Source organism: Yersinia sp. SCPM-O-B-9106 (C-191) (genome assembly GCF_026183365.1).
In the GTDB taxonomy this organism is placed as follows: domain Bacteria; phylum Pseudomonadota; class Gammaproteobacteria; order Enterobacterales; family Enterobacteriaceae; genus Yersinia; species Yersinia rochesterensis.
In genome coordinates, this window is record NZ_CP110791.1 from 286,497 (window position 1) to 298,966 (window position 12,470).

Here is a 12,470-nt window from a genome sequence, read left to right on the forward strand (position 1 = left end):
TGTTGTAGATAATGATCCGCTCGTGAGTTAATTTGTTATCACATAAAGGAATAAAGAATAATTTTTTATTCCTTTGTCTCCATTCCGCCTTCAGGTATCACTGTCATCTCAGCGCCCCTGTGCGCTAAAGGTCGCAATAATAGCGAATGACATTGTTAACCGAGCGGAGTGAACCATGGCGGTAATCCTATCTTCTACAAGCTTATCTTCTGCACGTTTATCTTCTGCAAACATTGCCGCCGCCATTCGCGGCTTCTTACGGCCCAGTAGCGCGCTGTTGGCTCTGTCATTGGTGGCGGCCAGTGCGCATGCTGTCGATGTGACGGTGGCCTACCAAACTTCTGCCGAACCGGCCAAGGTTGCTCAGGCGGATAACAGTTTTGCCAAGCTTTCCGGTGCTAAGGTCGATTGGCGCAAATTTGATAGCGGCTCCAGTGTGGTCAGGGCGCTGGCCTCGGGTGATGTGCAGATCGGGAATATCGGCTCCAGCCCATTGGCGGTTGCGGCCAGTCAGAATGTCCCGATTGAGGTTTTCTTGCTGGCCTCACAGTTGGGTAGCTCGGAAGCATTAGTCGTCAAAAAAGAGATCAAAACCCCGCAAGATTTAATTGGGAAACGCATTGCTGTGCCGTTTATCTCCACCACTCATTACAGTCTACTGGCGGCTCTGAAGCATTGGGGCATCAAGCCGGATCAAGTCACGATTCTGAACTTACAGCCACCGGCTATCGCCGCAGCGTGGCAACGCGGTGATATTGATGGCGCGTATGTTTGGGCACCCGCCGTAAACGAATTAGCCAAAACTGGCACGGTGCTGACGGATTCCGCGCAAGTGGGTCAATGGGGCGCGCCAACTCTGGATGTTTGGGTGGTGCGCAAAGATTTCGCCCAAGCACATCCCGAAGTGGTGACCGCCTTTGCTCGCAGTGCATTAGCTGCCCAAGGAGCTTATTTGGCCCAACCGGATCAATGGCTTAAAAGCTCAGAAAATTTGAAACAGCTTGCGCGCTTAAGTGGCGTACCCGCCGAGCAAGTGCCGGAGTTGGTGAAGGGCAATACCTATCTGCCGGTGGCTGAACAGATAACACAGCTGGGCCAGCCAGTGGATCAGGCTATCCGCGATACTGCCGCGTTCCTCAAAGAGCAAGGTAAGATCCCGCAAGTGGCCAGTGATTATCATGATTTCGTCACTGACCGCTTTGTGAAAGCGGTTCAGGCGGCACCGCAGTCCTAGGAGTTATTATGCTAAACGTCAGCGGCCTGTGGGCTGAATATCAGGGCAAACCGGCTTTACAGGATGTGTCATTACAAATCGCATCCGGACAGTTAGTCGTGGTATTGGGGCCATCGGGCTGCGGCAAAACCACCTTGTTGAATTTGATTGCCGGGTTTATGGAGCCTTCAGCTGGCAGCATCACTCTGGATGATATTCCGGTTCACGGCCCCAGTGCCGAGCGGGGAGTGGTGTTCCAGCATGAGGGTTTACTGCCGTGGCGCGATGTGGTCAGTAATGTCGAGTTTGGCTTGCAACTGGCGGGGCTAAGTCAATCCCAGCGGCGGGCAACCGCGCTGAAAATGCTTCATCGGGTCGGGTTAGCCGGTTTTGAACATCACTTTATTTGGCAGCTTTCCGGTGGCATGCGCCAGCGAGTCGGGATTGCCCGTGCACTGGCGGTTGACCCGCGTTTATTGCTGCTCGATGAGCCGTTTGGCGCACTGGATGCTTTCACTCGCGAACAGATGCAAGAGTTGTTGCTGACGATTTGGCGTGATACTGGCAAGCAAATTCTATTGATTACGCACGATATTGAAGAGGCGGTATTTTTGGCCAGTGAGTTATTGCTACTGTCGCCGGGGCCGGGGCAGGTGGTCGGGCGGTTATCACTGAACTTTGGTCAGCGCTATGCCGACGGTGAAGCTTGCCGCAGCATTAAATCTGATCCTGAATTTATCGCCCGCCGTGAATACGTGCTAGGTAAAGTCTTCCAACAGCGGGAGGCCCTGATATGAGTCTGCACAATACCATACGCGACAGCACCATACGCGACAGTACAGTGCGCGAAGCCAATTTGCGCCCAGTATCTTTGCCCACTCAAAAACCCACCCGCCGTTTCCCTGGCAGTTTTTTACCGGGCAGTTTTTTACTGGGTAGTTTTTTACCGGGTAATAAAGGGGTGTGGCTCAGTATCGCGACGTTGGCGAGTGTGGTGGCGCTGTGGTGGGCAGTCACCGCGCTTGGGCTTATCAGCCCACTGTTTTTGCCCGCGCCGCAGCAGGTTTTGCATCAATTATTAGTGATTGCCAGCCCGCAGGGGTTTATGGATGCCACGCTATGGCAGCATTTGGCGGCTAGTTTGGGGCGCATTTTAATTGCCCTGTTCGCCGCCGTGGCGCTGGGGGTGCCGACGGGGATCGCCATGGGCCTCAGCACTCGGGTGCGCGCGGTGCTGGACCCGCTGATTGAGATTTATCGCCCAGTGCCGCCGTTAGCCTATTTGCCGCTGATGGTGATTTGGTTTGGTATTGGCGAGACTTCAAAAATCCTGCTGATTTATCTGGCTATCTTCGCGCCGATCACCTTGGCCGCCGTGGCCGGGGTGCGCAGTGTAGCGCAGGTGCGCGTAAGAGCCGCCCGCGCACTAGGAGCCAGCCGCTGGCAGGTTTTATGGTTTGTTATCTTGCCCAGCGCATTACCGGAAATCCTAACCGGTATCCGCATTGGTTTGGGGGTCGGTTGGTCAACATTAGTGGCCGCCGAGTTAATCGCCGCCACCCGGGGTTTGGGCTTTATGGTGCAATCCGCCGGTGAGTTTCTTGCGACTGACGTGGTGATTGCCGGCATCAGTGTGATTGCTATTATCGCCTTTGGGATGGAATTAAGTTTGCGGGCGATTCAGCGCCGGTTAACGCCTTGGTATGGAGCACAGCAATGAATGAACGTTTGGTCGTGACCCCGTTGGGGCCATATATTGGGGCGTTGGTTGAGAATATTAATATCGCCCGCCCATTGGGAGACAGCCAGTTTGAGCAGCTTTATCATGCTTTGCTCAAGCATCAAGTGCTGTTTTTCCGCAATCAGCCGATTACCCCTCTACAGCAACGCGAGTTAGCCGGGCGCTTTGGCGATTTACATATTCACCCGGTTTACCCTCATGCTAAAGAGTGTGAAGAAATCATTGTGTTGGACACGCACGATGATAACCCACCGGATAATGACAACTGGCACACTGACGTGACGTTTATCGAAAATCCGCCATTGGGCGCGATTCTGGCGGCCAAGCAGTTGCCGACAACCGGCGGCGATACGTTATGGAGCAGTGGGATTGCGGCTTATGAAGCCCTTTCCGCGCCGTTTAAGCAGCTATTGGCGGGGTTACAGGCGGAGCATGATTTCACTCATTCTTTTCCGGAGCACAAACACCGCGCTACGCCGGAAGATCATCAGCGCTGGTTGTTGGCAAAAGAGAAAAATCCGCCGTTGCTCCATCCGGTGGTGCGCACCCATCCGGTGAGTGGGCGTCAGGCATTATTCGTCAATGAAGGATTCACTACCCGAATTATTGATTTGAGTGATAAAGAGAGTGATGCGCTACTGCGTTTTCTGTTTGCCCACACCACAAAACCCGAGTTTCAGGTGCGCTGGCGCTGGCAGCAGGATGACGTGGCTATCTGGGATAACCGCGTCACCCAACACTATGCCAATGCGGATTATTTACCACAGCGGCGGATTATGCACCGAGCGACGATTCTCGGGGATAAGCCGGTGTTCCGGCCTCAGTAGGTTCCAGCAGTGACGGCGCGTCAACCAACAGGGTGCGAGCGGCAGTTTCGACGGCATCGACGGTGATGTCTTCGACCTGCGGGCCGGCGTGCAGCAATATGTGGCGGGTTAGCGGATACCAACGCAGATATTTCTCTGGTCGGGATTCAAACAAAGCCACCACCGGGATTTGCAGTGCTGAACTGATATGTACCGGCGCACTGTCGGCGGAAATCACCACATCCAACTGGCTGGCTGCGGCCACAAACTCATCAACCGAAGGGGTTAACAAAGGGCGAGCTGCGATACTTGCCAACTGTTGCTCACTCGGTGGCTCTTGAGGGTCATAAAGAATGATGATATCAGCCTGATCACTGAGTTTCAGCGCCAACTGTTGCCACTTCTCCCAACTCCAACGCCGTTGCGGGGCTTTGTTAGAAACAAAAAAACCGACCCGTGGCCGCTTTTTTTCACCGAGTTCTGTCTGCCATTTCGCCTGCAATTCAGGATCAGGATAGATATGCAGTTTCACTGCTTCAGTATCAATTTGCTCTAATTCTGGCACCAGTGCGAAACCGGAGAGTGCTTCGTGGCGTATCGGCCGGTTAACAACATGGTCAGGATTGCGGTCATCAAACTCACTGACAGGAGTATGCCAGCGGCTATCGGCCACATTAAGTTGCTTGGCGAACTGAATACTATTTTTATTCATGCCGCCATTAGGAATTACCAGCAAATCAAAACGCAAACGCCGTAATTGCCAAATCAAGGCCAAGCGATCAAGAAGGCTTTTAAGTCTGCCAGGCTGCTGATTTCGTTCACATTGTTTGCTGTAAACGTAAGTGTGTACTGCACTGACATCAGGGTTGCGTGCCAGTGCTGCCCGGTTGTATTTGTTCGCTAAGACATGAATCTCAGCTGCAGGCCACCGCTGTTTTAGTGCATGTAAAAAAGCAGTGGTGCAGATCATATCGCCAAGGAAATCAATTCGGATGACCAAAATGCGCTGCATTGATACTTTCCCCAGAAATAGTTTTATGCCTTATTAGACATTAAAATCCTCTGAGCAATAACAAAAATAAACATCAATTTAATATCTATTTATGTAATGAATGTTTTTGCCATGCATAACGCGTGATAGTCAGTGTGCAACGTAGTGCCCGCCAGAACTCATGTTTGTTACCAATGCCACGGAACAGGGCTGAGTGTAACTTCAATTGACAGAACTTGGTGGCGAGTACGCTGCGTTCCGGTGAGGTGGGCAATCTTTTGCGCATCAGCCCTAAAAAATGGCCGCTCTCTTGGTTAGCATGGCGGAGCAAAGCACGGCGTAAGTTTGGCTCTGCCGCGTCAGCGATATCAACTAATCCTTTGATAATATTGATATAGCTGTTCGCCCGAAGCAAGAGATCTTGAGTTGAATGGGAGTGAGTGATTGAACTGGGATTGGTGCGAGCTGATGGGTTTGAATAAGATCACGGCGAATCAGTTGCAGCCAGACATAATGTATGTAGCCACTCATTGCGCTCAACACTCCCAATAATCCATTGTTTACCACTCAGTACCTGACCCCAAGAATAATCTCTAATGATGGACAAAACTGATTCCATAATGAGTCGAGCAGCTCCTTGAGGTACGGCATACAATTAAATACCGGCACTATGACGGTAATATCCTTTTTATTCATAACCTTATTATCCTTAATATAGGTCTTTTTTGAAAAGCGGGTTACCCCGCTTCAAATTGCTTGGTGATATTCTCCAACTGCTCTTGTGCATCCAACCAATGCATCTCAGTTTCTTCCAGCTTGGATTTCACCTGCGTCTGCTGTTGTAAGCATTGGGTGAGATCGCTCTTGCGAGCTATGTCGTACAGCGCGGAATCAGCGAGTTGCTCCTCAACTGCTGCTAATTCGGTACTGAGTTTATCCATCTGTTTTTCCAGCATCATAATTTGCTTACGCAAAGGCTGGGTTTGGCTGCGGAACTCAGCATCGCGGCGTTTTTGGTCTTTGCGTTGTTGTGCGCTGTTGCCGGATAACTCTTTGCCGGGGTTATCTTGCTGGTTTTGCTGGCGCTGTACATCCACCAGAAACTGTTGATAATCCTCCAGATCGCCGTCGAACTGCTCCACTTTACCATCGTGTACCAGGTAAAGGTCATCAGTAGTAGACCTTAATAAGTGACGATCATGGGACACCACCACCAATGCGCCTTCGAAATCAATTAAGGCTTCGGTCAATGCCTGGCGCATATCAAGATCCAGATGGTTAGTCGGTTCATCCAGCAGCAACAGGTTAGGGCGCTGCCAGATAATCAGCGCCAATACCAGCCGCGCTTTTTCACCACCGGAGAAGCGAGCGGTAGGGTCGGTAACCTGATCCCCCTGAAAACCGTAGCCACCGAGATAATCGCGCAACTGCTGCTCCGGCTCCTTAGGGGCCAGGCGGCTCATATGTTGCAGCGGAGATTCATCTGCTCGTAAGAATTCAAGCTGATGCTGGGCGAAGTAACCCAGTTTAATCCCTTTGGACAGACCGATTTCACCACTTTGTGGTTCCAGTGTCCCTGCTAACAGTTTGATTAAAGTAGATTTACCCGCACCATTGCGGCCTAGCAGGCCGATGCGCGAGCCCGGCACCAGATTGAGCTTGATGGATTCTAAAATAGTGCGGTCGCCATAACCGGCGCTGACTTTGTCCATCCGCAACAGGGGGTCTGGCAAGCTTTCCGGTGTGCGGAAACTGAAGTGGAATGGATTATCCACATGGGCCGGTGCAATCAGCTCCATCCGCTCAAGCATTTTAATACGGCTTTGGGCTTGCTTGGCTTTGGTCGCTTGGGCACGAAAACGGTCAATATAACTTTTCAGATGCGCGACTTTTTCTTGCTGATTCTGATACATCGATTGTTGCTGCGACAGCTTGGTGGCGCGCTGGCGTTCGAAAGATGAATAGTTACCGGTGTATTCATTCAGAGTCTGCTGTTCAATATGCAGAATTTTATCAATAATAGGATCAAGGAAATCGCGGTCATGGGAAATCAGCACCAGTGTGCCAGGGTAGCTTTTCAGCCATTTTTCCAGCCAGATCACTGCATCCAAATCTAAATGGTTGGTCGGTTCATCCAGCAACAGCAAATCAGAGCGGCAAACCAGTGCTTGCGCCAAGTTAAGGCGCATCCGCCAGCCGCCGGAAAATGAACGCACCGGCTGCTGTAATTGCTCTTGAGAAAAGCCCAGCCCGTGCAGCAAACTGGCTGCACGCGACTGAATGGTCCAGGCGTCAATGGCATCGAGTTTGCCATGCACGGTAGCAATGGCATGGCCGTCATTTTTTTCATTGGCGGCCTGAAGTTCGGCCTCTAACTGACGATATTCGCGATCGCCGTCGATAACATACTCTATCGCCGGCACATCCAGAGCGGGGGTCTCTTGATTGACCCAAGCCAGCGCCCAGTTACTGGGAAAAGTGGCATTGCCCCCATCGGCGCTGAGTTCGCCTTTGAGCAACGCCAGCAGAGTGGATTTACCACAGCCGTTTTTGCCGACCAGCCCGACCTTTTGCCCAGGGTTAATCGTTGCTGTTGCGTTGTCCAGCAAGACACGAGTACCACGTCGAATTTGTAGTGAGGAAAAAACAATCATAGAGTGCCGTATGTTAAATTGTCATTATGTGAGGTTGAACAGGGTGTTTAGCGCCCTATTTTTTGGTCTTTGCGAAGCATGGTAACGGAAAAACCGGACCCTGACGACGCTTTGGAGGGGAATGATGTCGCAGCCACCCAAGGTTTTGCTGCTGTATGCCCATCCGGAATCACAGGACTCGGTGGCTAACCGGGTTTTACTGCAACCGGTGCAGCAGCTAGAGCATGTCACTGTGCACGATTTATATGCACATTATCCGGATTTCTTTATTGATATTCACCATGAGCAGCAATTGCTACGTGAGCATCAAATTATTGTCTTTCAACATCCTCTTTATACTTACAGTTGCCCGGCGTTACTGAAAGAGTGGCTGGATCGGGTGCTGGCGCGTGGCTTTGCTAATGGGGTCGGGGGGCATGCTTTGACCGGTAAATACTGGCGTTCGGTGATAACCACCGGCGAGCCAGAAGGAGCCTATCGCGTTGGCGGCTATAACCGCTACCCGATGGAAGATATTTTGCGGCCTTTCGAATTGACGGCAGCTATGTGCCATATGCATTGGATGAATCCGATGATTATTTACTGGGCACGGCGGCAGAAGCCGGAAGTCCTGGCCAGTCATGCGCAAGCTTATGGGCAGTGGTTGCAGTCACCGCTACCGACCGGAGGGCTTTGAATATGGAAAGCTCGGCGCTACTGACCGCGATTTTATTATTTTTATTTGCCGCTGTGGTGGCGGTTCCCATTGCCCAGCGCCTCGGTATTGGGGCGGTTTTGGGCTATTTGATTGCGGGTATCGCCATTGGCCCTTGGGGATTGGGCTTTATTCGTGATGTCGACGAAATACTCCATTTCTCCGAGTTGGGTGTTGTTTTCCTGATGTTTATCATTGGCTTGGAATTGAATCCGGCCAAGCTTTGGCAGTTGCGGCGCTCTATTTTTGGCGTTGGTGCGGGTCAGGTGGTGATAACCGCAGCGGTGCTGGGGGCATTGCTCTACTTTAGCCATTTTGCCTGGCAGGCGGCGGTGATTGGCGGTGTCGGTTTGGCGATGTCTTCAACCGCGATGGCATTGCAGCTGATGCGGGAAAAGGGCATGAACCGCAATGAAGGCGGCCAGCTCGGTTTCTCGGTTTTGCTGTTTCAGGATATGGCGGTGATCCCCGCCTTGGCGCTGATTCCTATTTTGGCCGGTGGCGGCGGGGCGGCGAATGATTGGGTCAAGATTGGCATCAAAATCGCGGCTTTTGCTGGCATGCTGATTGGCGGCCGCTATTTGCTGCGCCCATTATTCCGCTACATTGTGGCCTCTGGTGTGCGGGAAGTTTTCACTGCTGCGGCTTTGCTGGTGGTATTGGGGTCGGCGCTGTTTATGGATGCTCTGGGCCTATCAATGGCGCTAGGGACTTTTATCGCTGGGATATTACTGGCTGAAAGTGAATTCCAGCATGAGCTGGAAATTGCCATCGAACCCTTTAAAGGGCTGCTGCTCGGGCTATTTTTCATCTCTGTCGGGATGGCTTTGAACCTCGGCGTCTTGTTTACTCACTTGTTGGATGTGCTGCTGGGGGTTCTGGCCTTAGTCTTCATCAAAGGCGCAGTGCTATATGGTTTGGCGCGGACATTTGGCTTGCGCCGTTCGGTGCGGCTGCAATTTGCTGGAGTGCTAAGTCAAGGGGGCGAATTTGCTTTCGTGTTATTCTCCGCAGCATTCTCTCAGCACGTGTTGGATGCTGAACAACTGGCATTGCTGCTGGTGGTGGTCACTCTTTCAATGATGACCACGCCGCTTTTGATGCAGGGGATTGACCGCATTTTGATCCGCCGTTACAACGCGCAGGAAGAGAGCGACGAGAAGCCGTTTGTTGAAGATAATGACCCGCAGGTCATTATTGTCGGCTTCGGGCGTTTTGGTCAGGTGATTGGGCGCTTACTGATGGCGAACAAAATGCGCATTACCGTGTTGGAGCGCGATGTCAGTGCCGTCAGTGTGATGCGCAAATACGGCTATAAAGTTTACTATGGCGATGCTACCGAGCTAGAACTGTTGCGGGCTGCCGGAGCGGAAAAAGCCAAAGCTATCGTGATCACCTGTAACGAGCCGGAAGACACTATGACGCTGGTGCATTTGTGCCAGCAACATTTCCCCAACTTGCACATCCTGGCCCGTGCCAGAGGGCGTGTTGAAGCGCATGAATTGCTGCAAAATGGGGTTAAAGATTTTACGCGCGAGACTTTCTCCAGTGCGTTGGAGTTGGGGCGAAAAACACTGCTGGAATTAGGGATGCATCCGCATCAGGCCTACCGAGCACAGCAACATTTCCGCCGTCTCGACATGCGAATGTTGCGTGAACTGGTACCGCAGCATCATGGGGATGTCGCGCAAATTTCCAGAATTAAAGAAGCCCGCCGTGAGCTGGAAGATATTTTCCAACGAGAAATGCTGCATGAAAGTCGGCAGTTAGATGGGTGGGATGAATACGAATAATGCCGGAGAAAATGATGTCTATTACGCTAAATAACAAAACAATTCCGCCAAATAACAAGACAGCAACACGTAAAAGATTCATCGCCGGGGCTGTTTGTCCTCAATGTAAGGCACTGGATACGCTGGCTTTATGGCGTGAAGATCAAGTGGAAGTGGTAGAGTGTGTTAAGTGCGGTCACCATCAGCGTCAGACGGATGAACAGGTCAATCAGCATGTCCGTGAGAATGAACAAGTGATCGGAATTTTCGATCCAGAGTAGCGTTATTCTTCGTGTTTTTTTATGCTGAAGAGTACAGCGGTGCAGATTTCCGCTACAATCTGTGCCAATTTTTGTTCCAAGGGTAGGAGATATCATGAAAGTAGCAAAAGACTTGGTGGTCAGCCTGGCTTACCAGGTGCGTACAGAAGACGGTGTGTTAGTTGATGAGTCTCCGGTGAGCGCACCGTTGGACTACCTGCACGGCCACGGTTCCCTGATCGCAGGTTTGGAAAAAGCGCTCGAAGGCCACGAAGCGGGCGACAGCTTTGACGTGCGTGTAAACGCCGACGAAGGTTACGGCAGCTATGATGAGAATCTGGTGCAGCGCGTACCGAAAGACGTCTTTATGGGCGTTGACGAGTTGGAAGTTGGCATGCGTTTCCTGGCTGATACCGACCAAGGCCCAGTGCCAGTCGAAATCACGGCTGTTGAAGACGAGCACGTTGTGGTTGATGGTAACCATATGCTGGCGGGTCAGGATTTGAACTTCCACGTTGAAGTGGTTGCTATCCGTGAAGCAACAGAAGAAGAACTGCAGCATGGTCACGTCCATGGTGAGCATGATCATCACCATGAACACGGTGACGGTTGCTGCGGTGGCCACGGCCATGATGAAAGTGACCAAGGTCACGAACATGGTAAAGGCGGTTGTGGTAAAGGCGGCGGCTGCGGCTGTCACTAACATCTGACCTGTCACTCACATTTGATATGGTCAGTCAAAAGCCAGCCTTGCGGCTGGCTTTTTGCTATTTATGTCAATCGAATTGCAATTACGCGAGCGACTAATAGTGCGGCGGCGGCGGCTCTTCTGCTGGTGAAGCCATCATGGAAGACTGAGACTCTCGCAGCTTATCGGTCAATAAACGCAGATGTTCGCGTAATTTGGTTATTTCCATCTGGTGCTCCGTCACGATCAAATTGAGTTCTTCAATCGTCACTTCCTGAAATGCCAGACGGCTCTCCAGCGTTTCTAGCCGTTGCTCAAACAGGGATTGTTCCATCTTAATATCCTCTTATGACTGCAAACCATACCCTCTGATCACTTTCCGTTCGACGGCCATAAAACAGCTCGACGGCCATAAAACAAGGGCGGGCAATACTACCTGTAAAACCCCATGATTGCCCTGAGAGGGTCAAGATATCGATAAAACGAAACTTCTTGTAGTAAAAAAAGTCTTAATATCACTTAATAGCATCTGCATAGAGATTGTTTTGTGTTCGCACAGACAGTTATAGTACAAGACACACTTATAATCGTTGCTTGGGGTAAGTGTCCTTAAGCCAATGGAGAAATGGATGAAATCACTGTTTAAAGTAACGCTACTGGCTACCACCATGGCGCTGACCCTGAATACTTCTGCGACTTTTGCTGCTGAAACAGCCAAAACTGCTGATGCGGCTGCAACGACAAATAGCGCATTTAAGAATGATGACCAGCAATCTGCATATGCATTAGGTGCATCATTAGGGCGTTATATGGATAACTCCCTGAAAGAGCAAGAAAAATTGGGCATCAAACTGGATAAAGACCAGTTGATCGCCGGCGTACAGGATGCTTTTGCGAGCAAAAGTAAACTGACTGATGAAGAAATCGAAAAAACCTTGCAAGGTTTTGAAGCGCGCGTGAAAGCTTCTGCTCAAGCCAAAATGGAGCAAGATGCTAAAGAAAACGCCGATAAAGGTGCTAAGTACCGCGAAACTTTTGCTAAAGAAAAAGATGTGAAGAAAACTGAATCTGGCCTGCTGTACAAAGTAGAGAAAGCCGGTACCGGTGAAGCACCAAAAGACAGTGATACCGTGGTAGTTAACTACAAAGGGACTCTGACCGATGGTACTGAGTTTGATAACTCTTACAAACGCGGTGAGCCACTGTCTTTCCGTCTTGATGGTGTTATCCCTGGTTGGACCGAAGGCCTGAAGCAAATCAAGAAAGGCGGCAAAGTCACTCTGGTTATCCCACCAGAGTTAGCTTACGGCAAAACTGGCGTCCCAGGCATTCCAGCCAACTCTACTCTGGTATTTGATGTAGAGTTGTTGGATGTTAAAGCGGCACCTAAAGCTGACGCTCAAGAAGAACAACCTGCTGCTACGGACGCAAAAGCTAAAAAATAATTTAGCGCCTTTGTTGTCGTAACCTAGTACCCGGTTCTGCTATAACCGCCGCGATAATTGTCGTGGCGGTTTTTTTTGCGGTATATCTACCTTCTGCTCGTTGATAACTTGACGATTTATGGTTTGTGGGCTTAACGTCAAGATCACGCGCAAACGCAAGGATTTTATCTCGGCATATTTGCTAGACTTAAAATTCGATATATTTG

At 50.9% G+C, this 12,470-nt stretch carries 12 protein-coding genes and 1 pseudogene; 9 read left to right on the forward strand and 4 right to left on the reverse strand.

Annotated elements, in window-relative coordinates; all coding sequences use genetic code 11:
* Positions 1-175: 175 nt before the first annotated feature.
* From tauA to tauD, 4 genes are read left to right on the forward strand one after another with little or no spacing between them, the layout of a single operon-like run.
* The gene (gene tauA, locus OP863_RS01125) at positions 176-1,234 is read left to right on the forward strand and encodes a taurine ABC transporter substrate-binding protein (protein ID WP_265525797.1); all 1,059 of its coding nucleotides are present in this window, start codon (positions 176-178) and stop codon (positions 1,232-1,234) included.
* An 8-nt stretch (positions 1,235-1,242) separates the two neighbouring features.
* Entirely contained in the window at positions 1,243-2,010 is a 768-nt protein-coding gene (gene tauB / locus OP863_RS01130) for a taurine ABC transporter ATP-binding subunit (protein ID WP_265525798.1), read from the forward strand.
* Positions 2,007-2,933 (forward strand): taurine ABC transporter permease TauC, encoded by a 927-nt coding sequence (tauC, locus tag OP863_RS01135; RefSeq protein ID WP_265525799.1) that lies wholly within the window; start codon positions 2,007-2,009, stop codon positions 2,931-2,933. The genes tauB and tauC overlap by 4 nt, the downstream gene beginning before the upstream one ends.
* Positions 2,930-3,781 (forward strand): taurine dioxygenase, encoded by an 852-nt coding sequence (tauD, locus tag OP863_RS01140; protein ID WP_145587977.1) that lies wholly within the window; start codon positions 2,930-2,932, stop codon positions 3,779-3,781. The genes tauC and tauD overlap by 4 nt, the downstream gene beginning before the upstream one ends.
* Here tauD and OP863_RS01145 read toward each other — a convergent pair.
* The 3 genes and pseudogenes from OP863_RS01145 to OP863_RS01160 all read right to left on the reverse strand — a co-directional run bounded on the left by OP863_RS01145 (position 3,729) and on the right by OP863_RS01160 (position 7,405).
* A complete protein-coding gene (locus OP863_RS01145) occupies positions 3,729-4,772 on the reverse strand; it encodes a glycosyltransferase family 9 protein (RefSeq protein WP_265525800.1) in 1,044 nt (347 codons plus the stop codon). The two genes, tauD and OP863_RS01145, sit on opposite strands and share 53 nt — an antisense overlap.
* Positions 4,773-4,857: 85 nt before the next feature.
* Positions 4,858-5,334: pseudogene (locus tag OP863_RS19940) on the reverse strand (glycosyl transferase); the annotation flags it as partial.
* 154 nt (positions 5,335-5,488) lie between these two features.
* The gene (locus OP863_RS01160; RefSeq protein WP_145591582.1) at positions 5,489-7,405 is read right to left on the reverse strand and encodes an ABC transporter ATP-binding protein; all 1,917 of its coding nucleotides are present in this window, start codon (positions 7,403-7,405) and stop codon (positions 5,489-5,491) included.
* A 124-nt stretch (positions 7,406-7,529) separates the two neighbouring features.
* Here OP863_RS01160 and kefG point away from each other — a divergent pair, with 124 nt between their 5' ends.
* The 4 genes from kefG to slyD all read left to right on the forward strand — a co-directional run bounded on the left by kefG (position 7,530) and on the right by slyD (position 10,834).
* Positions 7,530-8,081 (forward strand): glutathione-regulated potassium-efflux system ancillary protein KefG, encoded by a 552-nt coding sequence (gene kefG, locus OP863_RS01165; protein WP_038637134.1) that lies wholly within the window; start codon positions 7,530-7,532, stop codon positions 8,079-8,081.
* A 2-nt stretch (positions 8,082-8,083) separates the two neighbouring features.
* On the forward strand, positions 8,084-9,892 hold the full coding sequence (kefB, locus tag OP863_RS01170; RefSeq protein ID WP_038637131.1) for a glutathione-regulated potassium-efflux system protein KefB: 1,809 nt from the start codon (positions 8,084-8,086) through the stop codon (positions 9,890-9,892).
* A 14-nt stretch (positions 9,893-9,906) separates the two neighbouring features.
* Positions 9,907-10,152: a YheV family putative zinc ribbon protein gene (locus OP863_RS01175; protein ID WP_042562659.1), complete on the forward strand. Its 246-nt coding sequence runs from the start codon at positions 9,907-9,909 to the stop codon at positions 10,150-10,152.
* Positions 10,153-10,246: 94 nt separating this feature from the next.
* Positions 10,247-10,834, forward strand: coding sequence for a peptidylprolyl isomerase (gene slyD / locus OP863_RS01180; RefSeq protein ID WP_038637128.1), 588 nt, complete (start codon positions 10,247-10,249; stop codon positions 10,832-10,834).
* A 100-nt stretch (positions 10,835-10,934) separates the two neighbouring features.
* Here slyD and OP863_RS01185 read toward each other — a convergent pair whose 3' ends face one another.
* Positions 10,935-11,153 carry a SlyX family protein gene (locus OP863_RS01185; protein ID WP_004391440.1) on the reverse strand — a complete coding sequence of 73 codons (219 nt, stop codon included), beginning with the start codon at positions 11,151-11,153 and terminating at the stop codon, positions 10,935-10,937.
* Positions 11,154-11,448: 295 nt separating this feature from the next.
* Between OP863_RS01185 and fkpA the strand changes: the two genes are divergently transcribed.
* Positions 11,449-12,264 carry an FKBP-type peptidyl-prolyl cis-trans isomerase gene (gene fkpA, locus OP863_RS01190; RefSeq protein WP_038637126.1) on the forward strand — a complete coding sequence of 272 codons (816 nt, stop codon included), beginning with the start codon at positions 11,449-11,451 and terminating at the stop codon, positions 12,262-12,264.
* Positions 12,265-12,470 lie beyond the last annotated feature (206 nt).

What these genes read in the sequence shown, in the direction of transcription:
- tauA (WP_265525797.1), top strand. Translation starts at nt 176, where the DNA reads ATGGCGGTAATCCTATCTTCTACAAGCTTATCTTCTGCACGTTTATCT.
- tauB (WP_265525798.1), top strand. Translation starts at nt 1,243, where the DNA reads ATGCTAAACGTCAGCGGCCTGTGGGCTGAATATCAGGGCAAACCGGCT.
- tauC (WP_265525799.1), top strand. Translation starts at nt 2,007, where the DNA reads ATGAGTCTGCACAATACCATACGCGACAGCACCATACGCGACAGTACA.
- tauD (WP_145587977.1), top strand. Translation starts at nt 2,930, where the DNA reads ATGAATGAACGTTTGGTCGTGACCCCGTTGGGGCCATATATTGGGGCG.
- OP863_RS01145 (WP_265525800.1), bottom strand. Translation starts at nt 4,772, where the DNA reads ATGCAGCGCATTTTGGTCATCCGAATTGATTTCCTTGGCGATATGATC.
- OP863_RS01160 (WP_145591582.1), bottom strand. Translation starts at nt 7,405, where the DNA reads ATGATTGTTTTTTCCTCACTACAAATTCGACGTGGTACTCGTGTCTTG.
- kefG (WP_038637134.1), top strand. Translation starts at nt 7,530, where the DNA reads ATGTCGCAGCCACCCAAGGTTTTGCTGCTGTATGCCCATCCGGAATCA.
- kefB (WP_038637131.1), top strand. Translation starts at nt 8,084, where the DNA reads ATGGAAAGCTCGGCGCTACTGACCGCGATTTTATTATTTTTATTTGCC.
- OP863_RS01175 (WP_042562659.1), top strand. Translation starts at nt 9,907, where the DNA reads ATGTCTATTACGCTAAATAACAAAACAATTCCGCCAAATAACAAGACA.
- slyD (WP_038637128.1), top strand. Translation starts at nt 10,247, where the DNA reads ATGAAAGTAGCAAAAGACTTGGTGGTCAGCCTGGCTTACCAGGTGCGT.
- OP863_RS01185 (WP_004391440.1), bottom strand. Translation starts at nt 11,153, where the DNA reads ATGGAACAATCCCTGTTTGAGCAACGGCTAGAAACGCTGGAGAGCCGT.
- fkpA (WP_038637126.1), top strand. Translation starts at nt 11,449, where the DNA reads ATGAAATCACTGTTTAAAGTAACGCTACTGGCTACCACCATGGCGCTG.